We start from the raw sequence: 22,043 nt of genomic DNA, 5'->3' as shown, positions 1-22,043 counted from the left end.
CTCATAGTCAGTTCTGCAAAACCTCCCTATGATTCAGTACCAAATGACAGGCTGGACAGACATCTATTGATAGTTAGACAGACAAACTGACAACACAGGAAGCCACTGAAACAAGTATCGACAAATAATTGTCATCTATACAAAATGCTAAATCAATATTTGACTATAAAACACAGTCTCTGACGACCATAGCTTTTTAACCCGTTCGGAGAACCGAAACCCGGTGATGTGAAAATGAGCGATATCAAGGCCGAATGGGAGAATGTCCTCGCCGCAAAGGACTGTGAGAAACTTTTGGAGCTCTTTGACGATTACATCGACTCCATCGAGGCGGAAGAAGAGCTGAGGGAAGAGCTTGGAAGGCTCGGGGAAATCGCGGTAGAGTGTGAAGATCCCTACGACCTGCTCCACGAGATTGCGCACGTCTACGCACACCTCGACGACTCCGAGGCCGGAATCGAGCTCTACAGGAGGGTGGCCGAGAAGAAGAAGGATGACCCGGAGGAGTACGCGACGGCTCTATACTACTTAGCAGATGCCTACGAGCACTTCGGCATGCCAGAGAAGGCGATAGAGACCTACGAGGAGCTCCTCAAACTCGAGGAAGAGGTTCTGAAGAACGAGAGGGAGATAGCGCTAACTCTAGCGAACCTGGCGGTGAACTACGACGAGCTCGGCGAGACCGAGAAGGCAATAGAGCTTATGGAGCGCGCGAGGGGGATCTTCGAGGGGATACGAGACGAGAAGAACCACATGATAAGCCTTCTTGACCTTGCGCACTTCAGGTATGAGCTCGGGGACTACGACGCGGCGGAGGCACTGATAAACGAGGTTCTCAGGAACCCGAGGGAGGACGAGATAGAGATAAACGCCAGGCTGGTCGAGGCGGAGATATTCGCCGGAAGGGGGGAGTACGACAAAGCTTTCAGGGCTATACGGGACGCCCTCGTCAAGGCCATCAACGTGAGCGACGAGATTTTCGGCCTCGTCTTCGATACGCTGACGGATTTCATCGAGGGGCTCTTCAACGAGGGCTCTTACGGCGTTGTCGCGGAGAACATGGAGGCCTTTGCCGAGCTCTTCGAGGATGATACGGCTTATTTCTTCAGGGCGATAGGTGAGCTTGCCCGCTGGAAGGCCGGGGAGAACGGTGCGAAGGAGCGCTTCGATGAGCTCTACTCCCAGGTGGAGAACGAGGATCTGAAAGCAATCCTCGATGAGTGGAAGAGGCCGAAGCTGAGTTTGAGTCTGGGGCTTTGAAGCTTCCGCCTCGATACATTTTTATCATCCGCCCCGTGATTCCAGCGAGGCGAGAAGATGGGGTCGGTCAGCCAGCTGTTCAGTGCGGTTCTGGGGCACGTGAAGAACCCCCTGTACAGGAACTCCCTCTACATATCCCTGTCGATGATGGTCACCGCGGCCGCGGGATTCTTGTTCTGGAACGTTGCCGCGAGGCTCTATTCCCCGTCCGACGTTGGGACTGCCTCCGCCGTGATATCAGCGATAAGCCTGGTCTTCACAATATCGATGCTCGGCCTGAACTTCTCGATGATAAGGTTCTATCCCCGCTACGGGGAGAGGGTCATAGGCAGCGCGCTGGCCGCGACCCTCGCCGCCTCCCTCGCAGTTTCCACCGCCTACGCGCTGCTCGCGGGGAGGATGGGGTCGTTTGAGGGCGTTTTCTCGGCGGAGTTCTTCGCCCTCTTTGCGCTGTTCTCCTTAGCATCAACAGCCTACAACGTGCTCGCGATTTACGCGATAGCCCGGAGGAAAGCGGAGCACAGCTTTGTCCAGAGCGTACTGTTCTCGGCCAGGTTCGCCTTCCTGTTCGCCCTCGTCCCCCTTGGTACCCTGGGGATAGTGTCATCCTTTGGCCTGGGTCTGCTTCTGGGAACGGTTTACGGGCTGGCCTCAGCCGGCTGGGTGCGGCCAAGGCTGGATACGGAGTTTTTAAGGGAGTCCCTCACGTTCTCCGTCAGCAACTACGTGGCCGACCTCGCCAACATGGCGCCGAACTATTTGATGCCCACGGTTGTTCTGACGGTCCTCGGGAGCGAGGAGGCGGCGTACTTCTATATAGCATTCTCCGTCGCGAACCTGCTCATGTTCGTGCCCAATGCTGTGAACACTTCTTTCTTCGTCGAGGGGAGCCACGGGCTTGAGAACGTATGGAGAACCCTCAAAAGGGCCACGCTTGTCAGCTACGCGTACCTTACCGCCGCGACCGGCTTCGTGTGGTTTTTTGGTGGGCTTCTGCTCGGGCTGTTCGGCGAGGAATACATGGCGGGTCTAAAGCTTCTGAAGCTCATGATGCTGGGTTCCTTCCTGGTGGTCCCGGTGAACTTCTCGGTGACCATCCTCAACATCCGGAAGCGGGTGAGGGAGGTCGCCCTCCTCAACGTCCTCAAGGCCGGGCTCTTCCTGGGGCTCAGCTACGCCCTACTCGGGCAGATGGGGATAGCTGGGATAGGCGTGGCGTGGATCGGTGCATACGGGACGGTGCTGGCGGTGATTGCGCTCACCGGAACCATAAGAAGGGCAGCCTGAGGGTGATGGAAGATATAGAAATGGAACCGAGGATTCAGATCCTCGAGACGGTCTCAACTTCCGCGCTCTCGACGTTCTCGACCTCGCGGAAGAGGTCGGCGACGGCGTCGTAGGAGTAGCCCTCCTCGTCCCTTCCGAGGACGTAGAACTTGAGGGCGACGAGGCCAAAAGCTATGGGCTCGCGCTCGACCTTGGCGAGGCCGAACCTCTCGGGGATAACAGCTTTCAGTTTCTCCTCAAGCTCGTCGAGGTTGACCTCCGGATCGGTCGGCATGACCTTAATAACACCAACGAGGTTGAAGTCGCTCATTCCTTTCACCTCCAAATCAGCCTAATTCACGGCCCCTCCCAGCCGCACTTCGGGCACTTGTAGGGGACGCTTAACACCCTGCAGCTTTCGCAGCGCCAGATTATCTCCTCGCCGCAGTTCGGGCAGACGAAGTGAGTGGCGTGCTCCCTAGGGGTTATCTCCTTTCCGCATGATGTGCATACGGGTATCTCGAACTTGGCTTCCACTGCGAACACCTCCAAGAAAGGTGGTTTTAATCACTGGTGGGCATTGAGGGAGTTGGCTTATAAACCTTTCTCTGGGAAAAGGCGCGAACTACAGAGGGATCACCTGGCCAAGTTCTTCAATTCTGAGCTTCAGGCTTTCTATCATCTCTTCCCAGTTGGGGCGCAGGCTCTTTGGAATGAAGTGGTTGGTGGAGTTGCCGATGTACCGGGCATTTTCCTTTGCGTAATCGAGCTTTTTAATTAAGCTCCTTAGGAAGTCCTCATTGTTAATGTGGTAGAATTCAAAGGTGAGCTTCAAAGCATTTTCCAGCCTTTTCTCATCAAACTCCATGTTAAGAGCATGGAAAGAGTCGTAGATGTCCTTGCCTTCAGTGCGGTTGTAGAGGGCGGCGAGTTTCTTGGCGAGCAGATCTTCGAAGGAGTAGACCATGAACATGGTTGGGTACTCACCCACAAATGGTGATTTAACCAGTTCAACCCTGGCTTCAACGTAAGGCGGCCTGCTGAGGTAGAACTCAACTTTAACCCTGTCCCGGTTCCCGAGAGGGTTCTTGTAATAGCAGTCAAACCGAAAAGTCCGGTGCAAAACTCTCGGCCCTTTAACGTCAAATCCCTCGACGAGCTTCATGCCCTCTTTTATCTCCTCAGCCGCTGTGCCAACGTCGCCGTTGAAATAGTCAATGTCTATATCCTCGGAAAACCTTGCCGCTCCAATCTTTGCAAGGTAAACCCTGTTGAGGGCAGTGCCGCCCTTGAGTATCGCCTTCTCGCCGAAGATTTCCCACAGCTGACTCAGCAGGAAAGAAATGCGCTCCTCCTTGGCGATGTAGTTCAGACCCAGCCCGGTCTTCGCTGCCAGATACCGGAGCATTTCCTCATCCATACGCCCACCCCAGTATCTTCTCCTTTCCAAGGTTGTCTATCACTTTCCACCCCTTAATGCTCCTCCCGCGGGAGGGAAGAGTCGGGACAAGCTTCGTCCAGCTTCTAACCCTGCCCCTTAGATAGTCAAGAACCCTCTCAGGGATGTCTATCCCCAGCTCGTTTTTGAGGAGCTCCAGAACATAGCCAGTCCTTTGGCAGAGGGAGTCGCTGGCAAAGCGTTCGAAGTAGCCCAAGAATTCGTCCCAGTCAAGTTTTTCGGCCTCGTAGAAGGCCTTTGTTATCTCAGAGTAGCCCCCGCAGTATCTCGGCTTGTAAAAGCAGTCGAAGAACGTCTTCGCGAGGGTGGATGTGTAGATTCCATCCTTAAGCGTCATTCCTGTGGCCTTTTCTCCCAGGGCAACGGCCTTGATCGTGTACTCCCCAATGGTTCTCTCACCGGATTTTCTCGGTGTGGCCACGAATATCGTGAACGGCTCATAGTCAAGCAGATCGTAAAGCCTCAGGGCGGAAGAGAAGGCTATATATCCCGGGAATATGGCAAGGGCTATCCGGTAGGGGTTTTTTATTGATGGGCTTCCTGGCCCTTCGTTGACGAGGTAGAGGCCTTTCTTCAGCCTTGTGAGGTACCCTTTTTTTGAGAGGCTCGAAAGAGCTTTCCAGAGCATTTCAGCGGTAAGATTAGGAAAGAGTTCCTGCAGTTCGTCAACACTCACTATATCAGCTCCGCGTATTGCCCTCATGATGTCCTGTTCAGTTTTTGTAAGGTAGTAATTTTTCTCCATATCCTGACTATTTTGGCCAGGATCCTAATAAAATTTTCGGAAGGGGTTAAAGGGGTGTAACCTGTGGCATTCTATAACCACTCACTTGATATGGTGAGGTGAGGGGTTCCACCCCGCAAGAAACTTTGCCTGCGCAAAGTTTCATCAAAGTTCGTGTGTTCTCACTGGTGGTATTCTCCCAAGTTTATCCACCCAACATTCGCTCTCATATGGTTTCACTCCAACAGCGCCCTCCGGGCGCTGAAACAATAGAGAAACCAAAAACAAAATTGGCTTATTGAAATAAAACCCAGTCAAAACTCTCAAACTTAATAGAAGACACACAAACTCACTTTAGCAGATTACGCAGTTAAGACTTTTGGTCAACCTTTGCCGTGCAACGGTTGATGGGGGGCTCCGCCCACACACCCCCGGAGGTTTAACTTACCCCTTAACAAAGTCTTTTCAGAACTTCATGATAGAACTCAACGGGTTGGAGGATTTTAAGAGCATGGTCCTCCAAGCACACAACCTTGTTCTCGTCCCTCAGAGCTATCAAATCATCGTCCCAAGTTAAGATATACCCCACTTTTCCCTCATAGGCAATTTCCAGCCATTTGTTATCATTGGGGTCCCTGGAGAGGTTAAACTCCCTCGAAGGCGAGACTGTTAAGGAGCCCCTCAAATACCTGGCCAGAATCCGCTTCCATTCACTAGAGAGCTTCCCATTCTCAGCTAAGAGGCCAATCTTTAAGCTGAGCTCATGGAGCGCTTCTTCACTCGTATAATTTACGAGAAAATTCTCGTCCAGGGCTTTAATGAGGAGTGCCCCCAGCCCACTTGGCCTAATCATGGCCGCTAGGACAACGTTGGTATCCACGACTACTTCATCCCCTGGCACCTGTGAGTTTCTTGTACTCCTCATCAACTTCCTTGAGAATGTCCTTGACTTCAGGCCACTCGTCCTCAAAGTCCCCAGCGGCCAACATTCTCCGGGCTTCCTCTGTCTCCGCCCGGATATCCTGAAGCGTTAAGCCCTTGGCGAGTTCCTTGGCTTCTTCCATCATCATCTGTCCAAGCGCCAGCGTAACGGCGAACTTGATGAAGTCTGAACGGCTCCTGAACTCCTTCTTTTTCACCAGCTCGTCTATTTTCTTGAGAACGTACCCCGGTAACCTCACGGAGACGGGGTAATCTACCATCTCCGCCATAACAATCACCAATTACATATAGACTACAATAGTATTTAAAGATGACTCCCCAACCTTCTATCCATCTCAAGAAACACATCCAGCAAGTGCTTTGATCAAGAAAGATTCGTGTAATTCACAAAGCCAAGAATTCTTTTGATTCCATCAAGAATCGGGTTCCACTCCTCAAGAAACTTTGTCCAGCAAAGGTTGCCAGAGGACTCCGCCCCGAAGGTTTAACTTATTTCCCCCTGTTCTTTAGGAGGACATCTCCAGTGGTGCATGTTCTCGGAGAAATGAGAGGTCCCCCATTATGGGGGATGTCCAAAATAGTACATACATTTTCAAACTTCCCGTTATGAACGACCACACCACAGTCCCGTCTGTTCAAACGGAATAAAAACCCTGTTTAGTCGACTTAAGCAGACTAGACTCACCCCTAGCAACGACAGATTAAAGAGCTTCGCCCCGTGGAAACCTTTTTATTATGTCCGACAGATGGACCAAATGGTGATACAAATGGGTGCCAGCGTGAAGATTACCGCCAGGATCCCCCCGGCACTGGCGGCCGAAATAGACCGGATGGTTCAGGCCGGGTACTACTCCAACAGGAGTGAGGTTATCAAAGAGGCCCTTCGGGACTTCGTAATGAGAAATAAGCTCCCCTCCAAGGAGAGTAAGGATGAAGCATACCTAAAAGCCATCCAAAGGATGGTAGAACCTATACTCGCCGAGGATTGGGAAAGTGATGCCGATGAATACTGGAGTGATGTTAAGGGTGTGAGGTATGAGCCCAAGATGTGAGCCCAACGAGGATCTCCAGCAGTGGGAGATCATTACGGTGGCCTTCCCTTTTACCGACTCGGCACGGAAGAAGCCCCGCCCTGTTTTGATCCTTTCAAACTCAAGGTTCAACAGGGCCAGCAACAGCATCGTGGTCTGTCAGATAACGTCCAACCTCGGGAGCGGGTTCAAGGAGTACAATGTTGAGATAACGGGAGATGACGTTTGCCTTTATGAGGGGGCCTTTATCCGGCCAAGTCTCATAAAACCGTACGTTGTGTTTTCCATCTCAAAACGTGAAGTCCGGACCAGAATAGGGATGCTGTCCCCTGAAAAAATCGATGAGGTTAAAGCCAGCCTGGGAAAATTATTTTCAACAGGGGGCTGAGTTCGAGGAGCATTATGAAGTCACATGGGACCTTCTTGGCTCGATACCCTCGCTCGATGACCCCGAGAAGACAACTCAAACAGGAATCACCAACCCTGATCAAACTCTGCGGGACTGTCGTCCCTTGCGTCGAGCAAAGCTCGACGTCGCGCAGGCGAACAAGCTTTTGGAAAAAGCTTGACCAAAGAAACTTTTCTGGAGAAAAGTTTCATCAAAGTTTGTGATTCCTCAACAAGATACTCTTGAGGTGGGATTTCAATTCAAAACCCCACCGTTAGAAATTTTGGATTCATCAAACAGGCCGTTTCCACGCGGGTTCTACTCAAACCGCGCTCCTTTGGAGCGCCAAAAAACTTGAACCCCCTGAAAAGTGCCCTTTGGGACGAATCCACATATCACAAACAGCTTTTAAAGAAAACCCACTCCAAAAGTAGTTATTCAATAAGGAATCACAAACCTTGATCAAACTTCACGCAGAAGCTTTTGGGAAAAGCTTCACCAAAAGTTTGTAGCTCATCGCTAAAGGCGTCATTACAAGCCAGTTTTCCAAATTAAGGCCTTCCTTTTTGAGCGAGAACAAATTACAAGGAGTCCCTTGGAATGGGTTTGCTTTCTTTTGACGCCCTACGGGCGTCTTTTTAAGGTTAAACCCCATTACAATGAGTCCCTAAAGGAGTTCTCACTCAAAACAATTGATTTCAAGTAGAAAACCTCGCAAGAACTTGCACTTCAAGAAGGAGCTACCAACTTTGATGAAACTTTTGCTTGGCAAAAGTTTCTTATGGTGGGCCCGCGGGGCTTCGAACCCCGGACCTCCCGCTTATCAGGCGGGCGCTCTGACCAGGCTGAGCCACGGGCCCAGGAGAAGGATTCTGGTGCCCCGGCCGGGATTTGAACCCGGGTCGCGGGATCGAGAGTCCCGCATGATTGACCGGGCTACACCACCGGGGCGTGTCCGAGATTAGGGAGGAGAGAGGGTTTAAAAAGTTTTCGGTGGAACTAGGCGGGCAACCCAACTTCCCTCCCTATGGGGAGTGGATCTTCAAAAGAGAAACATAAAGGATTATTATAAAGGACTATTTTTCATGTTCTTATGTCGGACATCAAAGTCTTAAGTATCATCTGAGAATCGTGTTCCGGGATAATAATCCCAATAGTATCCGGCAGATCCGAACATGTTAACAATGTTAAATTTTTGAATTGAATTTCGGAAAAATGTACCAATGAACACAGAATACCTTCACATTTAGCACCCAATAGGAACGATTTTTTTACAAATAACGTTTTATATTCGAACATGAGTACCCCCATCGGTTAGAAAAGCTTAAAAAGATTGTATCAACAAACCATTCTCGGCTAAAATATAACATTTAAATATGAACGGTACTTGAAAAAATTGGACGTCTTTCAACGATATCGCCGGTGGGGGTTATGCATAATAACACCCTGATAATCATCCCTGCGTATAACGAGGAGCTTACTATAGGCTATGTAGTAACCCTTTCTAAAAAATACGGCGATGTTCTCGTTGTAGACGACGGGAGCAAAGATGAAACTTTTCACATAGCCATTTCCTCCGGCGCCCACGTCATAAAGCACCCCCGGAACATGGGTAAGGCCCAGGCCCTCAAGACGGCCTTCAAGTACGCCGCCGAGAAGGAGTACGAGATTATAGTGTGTATAGACGCCGATGGACAGCATAATCCAGAGGAGATACCCAAGCTCGTGGAGCCCATCCTTAAAGATGAAGCCGACCTTGTGATAGGGTCAAGGTTCCTGGACGGGACAAAAAAGAAGATACCCCTGTACAGAAGATTCGGCCTATGGGTTCTGAACACCACAGCCAACGTGAGTCTGAATGGGACCCTAAAAATTACCGATTCCCAGTCTGGCTTTAGGGCGATGAACAGAAAAGCCCTGAAGGAGATAATGAAGATAAACAGCAACGGCTATAACGTGGAGAGCGACATGCTGGTGTATCTGGCTGAGAGGGGCGTGAGGATCAGGGAGGTGCCGATAACCGTCAGGTACGACGTGCCCAACAAGCATAAGAAGAACCCGATAAGCCATGGATTCGAACTGCTGGGGGGGGTTAATAGGCCTGATAGGGTACAGGAGACCATTGTTCCTGTTTACAACGCTGGCTTTGGTAGCTTTCATAATCGCCGGCGGGCTGTTGGTCTGGGCGCTTCACCCCTATTCCGAGGAAGGAAGGGTTTACATGACCCAGGCCGTCGGAGCTGGAATATTCACGATAATCGGAATTCAGCTGTTCGTCGCCGGGCTGACACTGAACGTGCTGGCAAAGATGGTGAGGGAGTGAGAAAAGGAGGGATGAAATTAGTGAGGATACTTAGGGTTGCCCCCGATATATACCCATACGTAGTAGGGGGGTACGGGTTGCACATCCATAGTTTGTCCCTAGAACAAGGAAGAAAGGGTCATCATGTAGAAGTCTACGTAATCTCCAAAGAGCCAGGAAATGAAGATCGAACATATTATTCTTTGCAAAAATTTAGAGAGATAATAAGGATTTGGGGGAATCCAATCTCAATATTGTATGCATTCAAGCTAACCAAAGAGTGGGATAATTTTGATGTGGTTCATGCACATTCTCACCTGTTTATAACAACTTTGCTGGCTGCCATATTGAAGCAAGTTCATAAAACCCCACTAGTAGTCACTAACCATGGATTAGTTTCTCAGACAGCGCCTAAATCGATCAATACAATATACAACAGAGTCTTTGGAAAGTACATATTTTCTGTAGCAGATTCTGTGATTGTGTATACCTCAGAAGAAAAACGGGAACTGACTGAATGGGGAATCCCTCCAGACAAGATAAAGGTGATTTTTAATGGTATTGACACAAAGTTGTTCAAAAACACTGGTGAATTTAAAAGAAAAAATATTATGTGGGTAGGACGGTTAGTGCCCGGAAAAAGACCCGAACTCGCTATAGCAATATTCAATAAGTTGAGAGAGAAATACACAAATTTAGATCTTAAGCTTATTCTAGTGGGAGACGGCCCTCTAAACGGGACTACCTTGAATTTAGTTGAGAAGTCCCCATTCAAGGAGGATATAATATATCTCTCATTTATTCCAAATGAAGAACTTCCTAAATACTATTCTAGTGCATTTATCTTCTTATTGACCTCCACTACCGAAGGACTTCCTCGGACTGTTTTGGAGGCATTTTCATGTGAGACTCCCTCAGTAATATCAAAAATTCCACACTTGGAAGAGGTTATCAAAAAAGCAGGTTTGATGGTAGAGAAAAATTCAATTGACAACTTTTTGCAAAAAATTGAGTATCTCCTAGAAAACCCAAAAGTCCAGAGAAAAATGGGGCTAATAGGAAGACGGAAAATTGAAAAACATTATTCGTGGGATATATTCGTCACTAAAAACATAAAGCTTTATGAAGCTCTTAGGAGGGAGTTACGATGAGAATTTCCATTATTGGTTCGGGTTACGTTGGCCTCGTCACGGGAATGGGTTTCATCAAGCTGGGAAACGAAGTCATATTCGTGGACGTTGATGAAAGAAAAATCACGATGATAAACAACGCGGAACCCCCAATCTACGAGGAAGGCCTCGAAGAACTCATGAAAGAGTTTAGGGGAAAGTATTACGCAACAAAAGACTACCGTGAGGCAATCCTCAACTCCGACGTTACATTCATAGCCGTTGGGACTCCATCAAGAGAGGACGGTTCGATAGACTTGAAGTACGTCGAGTCAGCGGCGAAGGCAATCGGGGAAGCACTCAAGGAGAAGGACCCGTACCACGTTATCGTCGTGAAGAGTACAGTCCTGCCGGGCACGACGGAAGGAGTCGTCAAACCCCTCATTGAAGAGCACTCGGGTAAGAAAGCATTCGGGGATTTTGGCCTCGCGATGAACCCCGAATTCCTGAGGGAGGGCGTGGCTTTAAACGACTTCCTCAATCCAGATAGGGTAGTTATTGGAGTTCAGGACGAGAGAACGAAAGAAGTTTTAGAAAAGCTCTACGAGCCAATAAACGCACCAAAAGTCTTCACGGACATTAAAACCGCTGAAATGATTAAGTACGCGTCAAACGCGTTCTTAGCGACTAAAATAAGCTTTGCCAACGAGATTGGAAACATCTGCAAAAAGCTCGGCATTGACTCGTGGAAAGTCTTTGAAGGCGTTGGATTAGACCACAGGATTAGTCCCCACTTCTTCAAAACTGGAATCGGCTGGGGTGGTTCCTGCTTCCCCAAAGACACGCGGGCATTGATAAGAAAGACGGAAGAGCTTGGTGAAGAGCCCTTAATCCTGAAGGCTGTGGTGGAAGTGAATGAGAAGCAGCCGTTAAAATTGATTGAACTCCTGAAAAAGCACGTTCCAGAGCTTAAAGGAAAGACCGTGGGAGTTCTTGGTTTAGCATTCAAACCAGACACTGACGACGTGAGGGAGACGCGGGCTTACCCCGTCATAAAAAAGCTTCTTGAGGATGGAGCCAGGGTTATAACCTACGATCCCCAGGCCATGGAAAACTTCAAGGGGTTCTACCCCGACGTTGGTGAGAAAATAACTTACGCTAACTCTCCCCGTGAAGTTCTTGAAGCTACTGACGTGATCTTAATAGTTACAGAGTGGAAGGAGTTTGAAGAGTTGGATTACTCTGGGAAGATAGTAGTTGATGGGAGACGAGTGAAAGCTGCTGAAAAAACCGCCAGAATTTACGAGGGGGTGTGCTGGTGAGGATTAGGAAGGCGGTTATTCCAGCGGCTGGCTATGGAACGAGAATGTTGCCTATTACCAAGGCCCAGCCGAAAGAAATGGTGCCAGTAGTCCATAAGCCAGTAATTCAGTATGTGGTTGAAGAAGCTTATTATTCTGGTATAAGAGAAATCCTGATTATAACAGGAAAGCATAAGAGAGCTATAGAAGATCACTTCGATAGAAGCGACTTGCCTAAGAAGGAAAAATACACTGAAGAGTTGGATACAATTCTTGGTGATATCAACATATTCTTTGTTCGGCAGAGAGAACAGAAAGGTCTGGGTGATGCTATTAAATACGCTAAAGCTTTCGTCGATGATGAACCATTTGCTTTGCTTTTGGGAGACAATATAACAATTCCCCCGTGCACAAAGATGTTAATGGATGTCTTTGAGAAGTATAGAAGTTCAGTAATAGCAGTTGAAAGAGTTCCAAAGGATAGAATTCCCTTTCATGGGATTATCAAAGGATATGAGATTGAGAAAGGCATTTATATGATAGAGGATATGATTGAAAAACCTAAGACTAAAGAAGCTCCATCAGACATAGCTACCCTTGGAAGGTATATTCTAACCCCGGAAATATTTGATTACTTGAGAACTCTGAAACCCGGCTATGGGGGCGAGTACCAGTTAACAGACGCTCTTAGAGAGATGAGTAAGAATCACCCAATATATGCAATGATGTATACTGGTAAGAGATACGACATAGGTAATAAATTTGAATGGTTAAAGGCTAATGTTGAGTTGGCGGTGAAAGATGAAGAGATTGGTAACGAGTTCAAAAACTGGATCATAAATTTTGTTAGGTGGTTAAAGTGAAGTATGGGCAGATACTTGTCACTGGAAGTGCAGGGTTCATAGGGTTTCATCTGTCCAAACGACTCTTAGAAGACTATGATGTAAGTGTGATAGGGATAGATAACATGAGCAATTATTACAGCCCAGTGCTAAAAGAAAAAAGAAACGAAATTTTAATGAACTATGAAAACTATCGCTTCCTTCGATTGGATCTTTCAGATTGGGATAAGTTGATAGGAAGTGTTGACGAAGATATTGACTTAATAATCCACTTGGGTGCACAGGCTGGGGTTAGATACTCTCTGGAGAATCCATGGGCATATATTCAATCCAATGATCTTGGAACATTAAACATCTTTGAGCTTGCGAGAAGAAGGAATATTGATAAAGTGATATTTGCCTCTTCATCTTCTGTATATGGAGCAAATAAAAAAATACCCTTCTCCGAAGAGGACAGAGTAGAAAAACCCGTATCGTTATACGCAGTAACTAAAAGGGCTAATGAATTAATGGCTTGGACATACCACTATCTGTACGGTATAAAAATGCTCGGGGTTAGGTTTTTCACAGTATACGGAGAATTTGGTAGGCCGGATATGGCATACTTCAAATTTGCAAAAAAGATAATGGAAGGAAAACCAATTGAAATATATGGTGGGGGGAAGTTAAAAAGAGATTTCACATACGTTTCTGATATAGTAAATGGGCTAATAAAAGCGATTAACGCAGATTTCGGGTTTGAGATCGTAAACTTAGGAAATAACAGGCCAGTAGAATTGAACTACTTCGTTAGTCTTTTAGAAGAATACTTAGGAAGAGAAGCTAAAAAAATATACGTTCCAAAACCAAAAGCAGATGTTGAAATAACGTATGCAGACATATCCAAAGCAAAAAGATTACTTAATTGGGAACCGAGGATTTCAATAGAAGATGGTCTCAAAAGATTTTGTGACTGGTTTTTAGAGAATTTGGAATGGGTAAAGGATTTATAAATCTACTGTGGTGAGTGATAAATGGTGCAAGTCATAATACTCTCACCAATAAGAATTGGTGGAGCTTATAATTGGGCTAAACAATATGCCAAGGCTTTGGAGTTAGAAGATATAAACACAAGTATTATAAAAAATCCACTAAAGGTTCTCACAGCTACAAAAATGGAAGACACGATAATACATAGTTCTGCAATTCCTCTCCCCTACAGACCCAAGAACGTAAATTTCATATTTACACTACATGGCATTTACAAAACTGAAGAAAATCCTTGGAAAATACTATACCCATTAACTATAACTAACTCAGATACAATCACCGTTCCAAGTTATTTTCTAAAAGAAGTCCTTGGTCTTGATGATGCAATAGTCATACCTAATGGAATATTCCCGGAAGAATTTCAAATAAAGGATAGTAATTCCCAGGGGAATAGTGATATAATTAAGGTTTTAACAATAACTAATTTCCATTTTCTTGGAAAAGCAGAAGGAGTGCTCACGTTATATAAAATCATGAGAGAAGTTGCACATAACGTAAGTACCAATAATATAAATTGGTATATTGCTGGTTCCGGCAAATACCTTCAGCAAATTAAAAGTTCAATCTTCAGTTCCCCAATACCAGAAAACTTAAATATTACTTTTTTGGGTTTTGTGGACACACCTAAATTCCTACTTCAGAAAGCAGATATCTTTAGTTACTACTCGTATAATGACAACTTTCCATTAGTTTTTCTGGAGGCCATGGCATCAATGGTGCCCGTCATAACCAATAATGTTGGAGCTACTAAAGAAATCATAGCAACAGGAGTTGATGGGATTGTCGTGGAGAACAGGGATAAATACGTAGATGAACTCATTAAACTAATCCTTAATCCAAGACTCAGATCTAAGCTTGCTATACAAGCCAGAAAGAAAATTGAAAGAAAATTTAACTGGCATAATCTAGTAAAGGAGTATCTAAAAATCATCTCATAAATAAGATACCACATGATTAAGTAGTATGGGAGGCATTGGATGAAAGTAATACTAGCAGTTCCATACACACTAAATCCCCATGGAGGAGTTGAAACCGTGGCATATAATACCGTTCAAGGATTCAAGAAAATTCACTCTCTCCTTGAAAAAGAAGGTATAACATTAATAATTATATCGACAGCCAAGAGTTCCAAAATTGAAAATTTAGCAGATTACCCAAATATTAAAGTCATACCCTATTCATTACCACCATCTGCAACGTTTACTGGATTTTCTCACGCCTACAGAAATAACAAAAAAGTTATCCGGAAATCGGATATAGTGCACTCACACGATATTTATAACGCATATGCAGGGATTAAAGCCAGTAAACCAACAGCATTAACTCTACACGGCATATATTGGAAAGAGAAACTGGCGGATAGAACGACGTTAAAAAAACTGGTGTATTACTCAGGAAACACTTTAAGTTTTAAACATATCTTCCGGGGGCTAACAAACTTCGTCGCAATTTCACCCTATGTGTTAGATGAACTCAAAGAGGCGAGGCTTAATACAGATAAGGTAGTTATAATCGAAAATCCCATATCTGATGTATTCTTTAGCGTTAAGAAGGAAACGGACACCACTAAGGACATAGATATAATTTGGTATCCCGCAGTTATAAGCCCGCGAAAAAATCAGTTAGCGATGATAGAGACCATGAAATACCTGATGAAAGAATATCGTGAACCTGTAACCCTAGTATTTACTGGAGGTATAACTGACAAAGGATATTTTTTAGCCCTCAAGGCTAAAACCCAAAAATACAAACTATCAAATAACGTTAGGTTCCTTGGAAAAATACCATACAAGGAGCTGCTGGAGCTGTATTCAAAAAGTACATTAGCTGTTTTATTATCGCGCCAAGAAACAGCCCCGATGGTGATTTCAGAGGCTCTTGCAACCGGAACACCAGTGGTGTCATCACCAGCCGGAGGCGTCCCGTATATGATAGACCATGGTATAGACGGGTTTTTGGTAAATCCCAACAATCCCCAAGAAGTCGCTGAAAAGATTATCAGAATCCTGGAAGATAGAAAACTTCAAAAGAGAATGGGAACGAATGGGAAAAAGAAAGCCATAAAGAGATGGAAGGCAGAGATTATAGCAAAAAAACTGATTGGATTATATCTAAAAGTGTATGAGGAGGGATAAAATATCTTGGCAGCAAGGAGAAACTCAGCGGTTCTGCTGATTATCAGTTACACATTCTTATGTTTAATTGAATGGATAATTATACACACACCTGCACCTATAGGATACGAGTTTTCAGTTTATGCTGCATATCCCCCAGTATTTTGGTTGTTGCTTGTAGGTGAACTCGGGGCCATAACAGCATTTCTCTTAATATATTCGGATAGTGTACCAAAAACTATTACATTTTTGGGACTGGTGGCACTGTTCATAACATATACAATTTTCCTGGGCATACCTTACTGGAGATACGAACTATGGGGCAGGGCTGATGATTTCCTGACCCATTTGGGGTACATAAAAGATATCGAGCTGAGTAAGTTTTCCGTACCCGCATGGGATATATACCCCGCTATTCACGTGTATGGTGTAATCCTGAAGGAAATAATCAACAGCTCCCTAATTAACACAGGATATATAATGTTTATAAGTTTTACACTATTTGTGTACCTTGGAGGGGTCAGTCTTGTGGCTGGACGTCTGCCAGATATGACAATTAGAGACCTCAAACCCGCAGGTATCATATTTGGGACACCCCTTATGTTCGGTGTGTTCCATCTAAACACGCATCCAAGCATCATTTCAGCGTGGTATCTGTTTTTTGTCTTGTATTTTCATGTTCGATATCTCACAACACCTCGAAAAGAATACCTGATAACTCTCGGGATTATTATGATTTTTTTGACGTTTTTGCATCCAATTATCCTCATTTTCCTCAGTGTGTGGTTTATTATCATTTACATATTTGCAAGGACATTGGATGTAAAGAAACACCGTGCCAACCTAACACTATCCGCACTCCCTGCCGTCCTATTCTCAATTTGGTATCTAAAATTCTACAATATACAGTACTATATCAGATCAATATTCCAGATCTTGACAGGGGAATATTATGTCCCTAGCAGGGCGGAGCTTTATGGCTCACTGGCAAAGAGTGCAATCAGCGCAGGTCTGACTTTACCCCAGCTTTTAAGGTCATTAATATTGAGGTATGGATCCCCGGGTATATCCATTCTTATGAGCATTATATCAGCCACTATAATCATTAAAAAAACACACACAATGGGTGAAAAACCTAGCGGCGAAGATACAAATAGATTTGTGTCAACATTTGTACTTATACTACTGGTATTTAGCATGGTCTGGGGAATGATAATGTTTTTTGGGTACTTTGTGGAATTGAAGCCAATAAGATTATTCAGATTTATGATCGTGTCATCAATAATGATAAACGGCATTGGATTGTATTACCTACACGGGACACAGAATACGAAAACCAAAAACCTAGTGCTTATAACGGCATTTGTGATGATCGTGCTCTCAGTATTTAGTGTCTATCAATCCCCTCTAATGTTTAGCGCTAACCTCCAAACAACTACAATGGAACTGAACTCGGCTGGATTTCTCTTGGACCACAAGGCTCCAAGCATACAAATCATAAGCAATACACCACTTTTCATTTACAGACTTGTTGATTACATTGAAGGCACAAGTTATGAAAACAGAATTCGAGCAAAGGTAAACCCCAATCGCCTTCCCTCGCACTTTGGATGCCCCTCAAACTGCACCCAACTTTTAAAAGAACCCCAGTATATCTATCTCACAAAATTTGACATGGAGTACCCATTCAAGGTACTCCCGGAAAACGTCAGGAATGCTGCACATCAATACACCATAGGAGACATTGAGTTATTGCTGTCTCAGAACAATGTTTTCGTTGTATATAAAAACAGAGAAGTTGTGGTGTTTTTGGTTAATGAACAACAAAATGCTGAGGGGTGATAATATGAAACCCAAAGTAGTTGTTATTGGGCTAGATGGGGCAAATAAAACTACTGCAAACTTGGTAGGACTCAATACAAAGGATATTCATAACTTTACGTCAACAATTCCCCCCTACACCCCCCCAGCATGGACATCTATCCTAACAGGAGTAACCCCCGCAAAGCATGGTATTATTGATTTCCAAAGAATTGATCCTGAAGAGTTTACATTAAAGCTCACAACCTCCCTTGACGTTAAATATCACAGAATATCAGAGTTACTCAGCATGCATGGTCTAAAAAGTGTTCTCATTAATCTGCCAATGACGTACCCTTTTGAAGGCATCAAATTCAAAGAAAACACCGTAATCGTATCAGATTGGGCGGCTCCATATCAGGAGGTCTATCCAAAAAAGTTCAACGAAAAATACAGTGAATACCTAATTGATCCTCCACACTCCTGGGAAAAACACACTAACAATCCCCAAGACTATGCAAAACGTGTAGAAGAGTACACGACTACTAGGCTTAATATGTACTATGACCTACTAGAAAATTGGGACTGGAATCTATACTTTATAGTATTTAGCGAAACAGATTGGTTCTCCCATATTTTTCCCCAGATTCTAGAGGGCAAAGACATTCATCTTGTAGATCCAGTATTTAAAAAGATAAAAGAGTTCATTGATAAGGCTATGAACATAGCGGACATAACATTTATTGTAAGTGACCATGGATTCGAAATCAAGCACAAGATTTTCTATGTGAATGAAGCACTAGCCCGTTCGGGCTTCCTGAAATATAACAGAACCAAGGCATCCCTCGTAAGACTTGGTAGAAGAATAATACCCGCAAAGATTGCAAAAATACTTGCTACACGGGGAACAAACCAGATGTCATATGCTACTGACCCTCAAAAGAGAAAGGCATTTATGACATCCCATGCCTCATGGGGCGTTTATGTAATTGACAAAATAGCTAAAGAACAAGTAAAGAAGGCACTTGAATCGTTCCCAGAAGTCTCTAAAGTGCTGTCCCCAGAAGAGATATACACCGGCCCATATGTACATTTACTCCCAGACCTGTTTGTAGTACCAACTAGGGGAATTGAATTCTCAGCAGAGCTCAAAGGAAAATTGACAGAAACAACTTATAAGAGTGACCATGAGCTCCATGGGATCTTTACCACCTATGGAAGAGAAATTAGAGAAGAAATAACATTTAATACACCACCCACAGTCTATGATATCGCACCAACGATCCTTCACATCTTTGGTTTACCAATCCCGAATGATATGGACGGAAGAGTTTTAATGGAAATCTTTGAAGAAGACTCAGAGTTTGCTAGGAGAAAACCAAAACATGTTGATCCAAGCTACTACGAGAAAAAACAAGAGGATAAAAAGCTCAAAAAAGCTATCAAAAACCTAAAACTAAAAAGAAAACTCTAAACAAACTTCCTCAAAACCCTTTTTATTATTTCTAAATCAACTCCCATTCTTTTCTCCACCGCCAGCAGTAGCTCAACGTCCTCCTTATCAATGCTCCTGCTCAGAAGCACGAGGAGGGCGTAGACGCCAAGGAACACCACTAAAATAGGAACCGCGTACCATATGCTCGCCACCCTCAAGTTGAGCCCCTTGATAACTCCAACCAACACGAAGCTAATAGCTAAGGGCTTAACGTAGTTCCAGCTGAAGGGATGAATTCTGGTTTCGTTATAGAGCCAGAACGATCTAAAAACATTCGCCACGAAGTAAGAAACAGCTGTCGCCACCGCCGCACCTACAATCCCGTAGGGCGGTATCAGCAGGAAGTTTAGCAAAACATTTGAAATAACCGCAAAGGTGTCCCCTATCATGTTGAGCTTCGGCTTCCCGATAACGAGGAGGGACAGCCCGTTTAACCCAAGGAAAGTGTGGAACATGAAACCCAACGCTAAAATCTGAAGCGCCGGAGCTGCCGAAACGTACTTGGCCCCAAAGAAGAACCTTATCGTTGCATCTGGAAACAGAAACATCAGGCTGAAGAGGGGAAGGGTCAGCATAAAAATCCACTTAGTCAGTATCTGGTAAACCCTGCCCATCTCCTTTATCTTCCCTGGGCGTACAGGGGGGTGACTATAGGTGCGTAGAGCATCCCTGCAGAACCGAGGAATACAGGTATCAACCTCGCCAGTGGGGAGGCGGCGTTGTAAACTCCAACTACCTCCGAGCCCAGATAATAGCCCAGCATCAGCGTGTCTGTCCACGTCATCATGAAGTTCAGTATCCCAACAAGCATCAGGGGAATGGAAAAGGCCACCAGATGCTTCCCGAGCTCAATATCAACGCGGGCCCTAACCCTGAGGAGACCGATCCTGTATGTTTCGAAGAGAAGAGCAGAAAACGTCAGGAGCTGGGCCAGGGAATACGCGTAAAACATGGAGTTGAACGGCAGTCCAATAATGACGATTGATGCAACCAAAACAAGCCAGGTTATGGGATAGAGAATGTTCTGGAAATACACCTGCTCCCTCACCCTGCCGAAGCCCCTTGAGGCCGAGATGATGACCGCGGTCAGGGCCGAGAAGGGGAGGGCTAAGACTATGACCCTGAGCGCGCTGACCAGGCGCTCCTCGCGGAAGATCAAAGATATGTCCCCGGCCAGGAAGAATATCAAGAGGGCCGTTATCACCGCACTCACCGCTGTTATGGCGATGGCCGTTGAAATCAACCTATCAACCTTCCCGGGCTCCTTCTCCCTGTAGAACGCGACCTCCCGGGGTAGAGCATTTTGAAAGCCGAGCGTGGCTATAACGAGCCCTATGCTCAAAACGGTTAGGGCTAAATTGAAGATACCGTACTCGGCCTTCGAGAACTCCCTCGCTATCATCGCCCTGCTCAAGAACCCGAAGAACATCGAGATAACCGTCCCTGCAAAGATGATCCCGGTGCCCCTTGCGATTTTGTGTAGGGCCTGGCTTGCTTCACTCATGGGTTTCACCTTTGTCAGCGTATGATACCACCTTTATAAGCCATTTAACATATATCATGCCATTTCAGATTTCAGCGCGCATGCCTGAGTGCCCTCTCAATTACCGGGTCGGTGATGCGGTACTCATCCCCATGTTTCTCGAGGTAACCGTACTTAATGAGGTTTCGAAGGGCAGTATTCAATGACCCGTCATTTACCCTCTTTCCCTCAGCATTTTCAAGGTACGCTTTTAGGGATGACCACGCGTTATAGCCCTCCGAAACAGCCATCATTATGGTGAGGTACCTTCGTGAATACCTTGAAAGCTCGTCTATTATATCGCTTTTTGCCCGCTGGAACACCTCGTCTATGGCAGCGCCGTGACTCCTCCCGCGGTAGCGCAGCCAACCGTACTCCCTGAGCCATCCGACAATCCCATCCAGTACTTCAACGGCATCCCTTATCTCTTCATCCGGCACATCCATGCCCGTCTCATGGAATCCTCTCATCAGGTACTGCATACTCTCACCCCTGCTGAAGCGGTCTAAGTGCACTATCTCGTGCTCCCTTTTGTAGAGCGGGGAGTACCTGTCGTTGAAGCCCAGGAACTCTTCGAGAACCCCTATTTCCGAACCCGTGAGGATCAGGGTGATATTTTCATAGCTGTCATTCAAGGATGCGAACAGGGCGGTGTAATCATAGTTGGAGTAGCGGAGGTACTGAGCTTCATCAAAAACTAGTACCATCCTCTCCCCACTGTTCTCAATATCATCAAGAACATCTATAAGGTCTGTGTGTTTGTCCTTAAACTCTACTAAGGGATTTTAGTATCTCCTTTTTTATAACATTGGGGGAGATATTTGCATGGATGCTCCAGAGCTTTCTCGCATCTATATACACTCCGGGCGTGTCTATCTCATTAAGCAGGACTTTTACAAGCGTTGTTTTACCCACGCGACGGATGCCCGTGACCACTATAAGCGGCACCCCATCTTTTATGGCCGAGACGATTTTGTCAAACTCATATTCACGGTCAAACATCTCATTCCTCGACTTCTTTATGCGACTGAACAACATTGTGGGGTCACCCCATGTTACATTGGGAGTCATCACATATTTAAACATTGATGTTCGGAGATTTTTTCAGGACTCAACAAAAATTAATTACAGTCCCGGCAAAGACTATTCCCGTCCCCCTTGCAATCTTCTACAGAGCCTGGCTTGCCCGCTCAGGGGGTCACCTTTTTCAATTCATGGTACTTTCTTGAACAAGACTGTCTAATTCCCTAAAAGCTGGTGGTTTTGAAACTTTTCCACCTGGACCGACGATAATTCCAAGTCCTGTGAACGCCGGTCGTCCGAAAGGGTAAGGGACTTCATGATCATCTCCACATTAATGACATCATCGAGCGTGGGTTCATAGTAGTTTCTAATGAGATATTAACCTGACAAAAAATTCATATAGCTTCAGAGAGCTCAAAATCAGAACGTTAGCGAA

Annotated in this window: 20 protein-coding genes, 2 tRNA genes and 1 pseudogene; 12 read left to right on the top strand and 11 right to left on the bottom strand. The window is 45.6% G+C overall.

From position 1 onward, the window contains the following. The first annotated feature begins 234 nt into the window (after positions 1-234). Both TIRI35C_RS00975 and TIRI35C_RS00970 read left to right on the top strand, forming a co-directional pair. Positions 235-1,260, top strand: coding sequence for a tetratricopeptide repeat protein (locus TIRI35C_RS00975; RefSeq protein ID WP_188202906.1), 1,026 nt, complete (start codon positions 235-237; stop codon positions 1,258-1,260). Between the two features lie 57 nt (positions 1,261-1,317). Then, entirely contained in the window at positions 1,318-2,547 is a 1,230-nt protein-coding gene (locus tag TIRI35C_RS00970) for a lipopolysaccharide biosynthesis protein (protein WP_188201411.1), read from the top strand. Between the two features lie 34 nt (positions 2,548-2,581). Here the strand turns inward: TIRI35C_RS00970 and TIRI35C_RS00965 are convergent, their stop codons facing one another. The 6 genes from TIRI35C_RS00965 to TIRI35C_RS00940 all read right to left on the bottom strand — a co-directional run bounded on the left by TIRI35C_RS00965 (position 2,582) and on the right by TIRI35C_RS00940 (position 5,920). Beyond that, positions 2,582-2,857, bottom strand: a complete 276-nt coding sequence (locus tag TIRI35C_RS00965) for an elongation factor 1-beta (protein WP_188201410.1) — start codon at positions 2,855-2,857, stop codon at positions 2,582-2,584. 26 nt (positions 2,858-2,883) lie between these two features. Further along, the gene (locus TIRI35C_RS00960) at positions 2,884-3,063 is read right to left on the bottom strand and encodes a zinc finger domain-containing protein (RefSeq protein ID WP_012572828.1); all 180 of its coding nucleotides are present in this window, start codon (positions 3,061-3,063) and stop codon (positions 2,884-2,886) included. Between the two features lie 88 nt (positions 3,064-3,151). Beyond that, positions 3,152-3,946 (bottom strand): nucleotidyl transferase AbiEii/AbiGii toxin family protein, encoded by a 795-nt coding sequence (locus TIRI35C_RS00955; protein WP_188201409.1) that lies wholly within the window; start codon positions 3,944-3,946, stop codon positions 3,152-3,154. Next, entirely contained in the window at positions 3,939-4,730 is a 792-nt protein-coding gene (locus TIRI35C_RS00950) for a type IV toxin-antitoxin system AbiEi family antitoxin domain-containing protein (RefSeq protein ID WP_188201408.1), read from the bottom strand. The genes TIRI35C_RS00955 and TIRI35C_RS00950 overlap by 8 nt, the downstream gene beginning before the upstream one ends. 430 nt (positions 4,731-5,160) lie before the next feature. Then, on the bottom strand, positions 5,161-5,610 hold the full coding sequence (locus TIRI35C_RS00945; protein WP_246454636.1) for a putative toxin-antitoxin system toxin component, PIN family: 450 nt from the start codon (positions 5,608-5,610) through the stop codon (positions 5,161-5,163). Next, a complete protein-coding gene (locus TIRI35C_RS00940; RefSeq protein ID WP_188202905.1) occupies positions 5,597-5,920 on the bottom strand; it encodes a ribbon-helix-helix domain-containing protein in 324 nt (107 codons plus the stop codon). The genes TIRI35C_RS00945 and TIRI35C_RS00940 overlap by 14 nt, the downstream gene beginning before the upstream one ends. A 486-nt stretch (positions 5,921-6,406) precedes the next feature. On the opposite strand from TIRI35C_RS00940, the gene TIRI35C_RS00935 reads away from it, so the two are divergent. Next, entirely contained in the window at positions 6,407-6,703 is a 297-nt protein-coding gene (locus tag TIRI35C_RS00935) for a ribbon-helix-helix domain-containing protein (RefSeq protein WP_246454635.1), read from the top strand. Then, positions 6,687-7,070, top strand: a complete 384-nt coding sequence (locus tag TIRI35C_RS00930; protein WP_188201406.1) for a type II toxin-antitoxin system PemK/MazF family toxin — start codon at positions 6,687-6,689, stop codon at positions 7,068-7,070. The genes TIRI35C_RS00935 and TIRI35C_RS00930 overlap by 17 nt, the downstream gene beginning before the upstream one ends. A gap of 782 nt (positions 7,071-7,852) precedes the next feature. Here TIRI35C_RS00930 and TIRI35C_RS00920 read toward each other — a convergent pair. Together TIRI35C_RS00920 and TIRI35C_RS00915 are read right to left on the bottom strand one after the other, a co-directional pair. After that, positions 7,853-7,930: transfer RNA gene (locus TIRI35C_RS00920), tRNA-Ile, on the bottom strand. A 13-nt stretch (positions 7,931-7,943) separates the two neighbouring features. After that, a tRNA-Glu gene (locus TIRI35C_RS00915) sits at positions 7,944-8,021 on the bottom strand. A gap of 480 nt (positions 8,022-8,501) precedes the next feature. Here TIRI35C_RS00915 and TIRI35C_RS11100 point away from each other — a divergent pair. From TIRI35C_RS11100 to TIRI35C_RS00870, 8 genes are read left to right on the top strand one after another with little or no spacing between them, the layout of a single operon-like run. Beyond that, complete coding sequence (locus TIRI35C_RS11100) at positions 8,502-10,523, top strand: glycosyltransferase (RefSeq protein WP_246454780.1); 2,022 nt, start codon at positions 8,502-8,504, stop codon at positions 10,521-10,523. Continuing rightward, positions 10,520-11,803, top strand: coding sequence for a UDP-glucose dehydrogenase family protein (locus TIRI35C_RS00900; RefSeq protein WP_188201403.1), 1,284 nt, complete (start codon positions 10,520-10,522; stop codon positions 11,801-11,803). The genes TIRI35C_RS11100 and TIRI35C_RS00900 overlap by 4 nt, the downstream gene beginning before the upstream one ends. After that, positions 11,800-12,645, top strand: coding sequence for a UTP--glucose-1-phosphate uridylyltransferase (locus tag TIRI35C_RS00895; protein WP_188201402.1), 846 nt, complete (start codon positions 11,800-11,802; stop codon positions 12,643-12,645). The genes TIRI35C_RS00900 and TIRI35C_RS00895 overlap by 4 nt, the downstream gene beginning before the upstream one ends. Beyond that, positions 12,642-13,616 carry an NAD-dependent epimerase/dehydratase family protein gene (locus TIRI35C_RS00890; RefSeq protein ID WP_188201401.1) on the top strand — a complete coding sequence of 325 codons (975 nt, stop codon included), beginning with the start codon at positions 12,642-12,644 and terminating at the stop codon, positions 13,614-13,616. Before TIRI35C_RS00895 ends, TIRI35C_RS00890 begins: the two co-directional genes overlap by 4 nt. A gap of 21 nt (positions 13,617-13,637) precedes the next feature. Further along, a complete protein-coding gene (locus TIRI35C_RS00885) occupies positions 13,638-14,591 on the top strand; it encodes a glycosyltransferase family 4 protein (RefSeq protein ID WP_188201400.1) in 954 nt (317 codons plus the stop codon). Positions 14,592-14,630: 39 nt separating this feature from the next. Further along, complete coding sequence (locus TIRI35C_RS00880) at positions 14,631-15,788, top strand: glycosyltransferase family 4 protein (RefSeq protein WP_188201399.1); 1,158 nt, start codon at positions 14,631-14,633, stop codon at positions 15,786-15,788. A gap of 6 nt (positions 15,789-15,794) precedes the next feature. Continuing rightward, a complete protein-coding gene (locus tag TIRI35C_RS00875; RefSeq protein WP_188201398.1) occupies positions 15,795-17,609 on the top strand; it encodes a hypothetical protein in 1,815 nt (604 codons plus the stop codon). A 4-nt stretch (positions 17,610-17,613) separates the two neighbouring features. Beyond that, positions 17,614-19,041, top strand: coding sequence for an alkaline phosphatase family protein (locus TIRI35C_RS00870; protein WP_246454634.1), 1,428 nt, complete (start codon positions 17,614-17,616; stop codon positions 19,039-19,041). Here the strand turns inward: TIRI35C_RS00870 and TIRI35C_RS11255 are convergent. The 3 genes and pseudogenes from TIRI35C_RS11255 to TIRI35C_RS00855 all read right to left on the bottom strand — a co-directional run bounded on the left by TIRI35C_RS11255 (position 19,038) and on the right by TIRI35C_RS00855 (position 21,655). After that, positions 19,038-20,566 (bottom strand): annotated as a pseudogene (locus tag TIRI35C_RS11255) (flippase). The gene TIRI35C_RS00870 and the pseudogene TIRI35C_RS11255 overlap by 4 nt on opposite strands. A gap of 71 nt (positions 20,567-20,637) precedes the next feature. Continuing rightward, positions 20,638-21,330: an AAA family ATPase gene (locus TIRI35C_RS00860; protein ID WP_281400579.1), complete on the bottom strand. Its 693-nt coding sequence runs from the start codon at positions 21,328-21,330 to the stop codon at positions 20,638-20,640. Positions 21,331-21,349: 19 nt separating this feature from the next. Beyond that, positions 21,350-21,655, bottom strand: a complete 306-nt coding sequence (locus tag TIRI35C_RS00855) for an ATP-binding protein (protein ID WP_188201397.1) — start codon at positions 21,653-21,655, stop codon at positions 21,350-21,352. Positions 21,656-22,043 lie beyond the last annotated feature (388 nt).

This window comes from Thermococcus camini (genome assembly GCF_904067545.1).
Taxonomy (GTDB): Archaea; Methanobacteriota_B; Thermococci; order Thermococcales; family Thermococcaceae; genus Thermococcus; species Thermococcus camini.
This window is presented reverse-complemented; position numbering and strand designations above follow the sequence as displayed.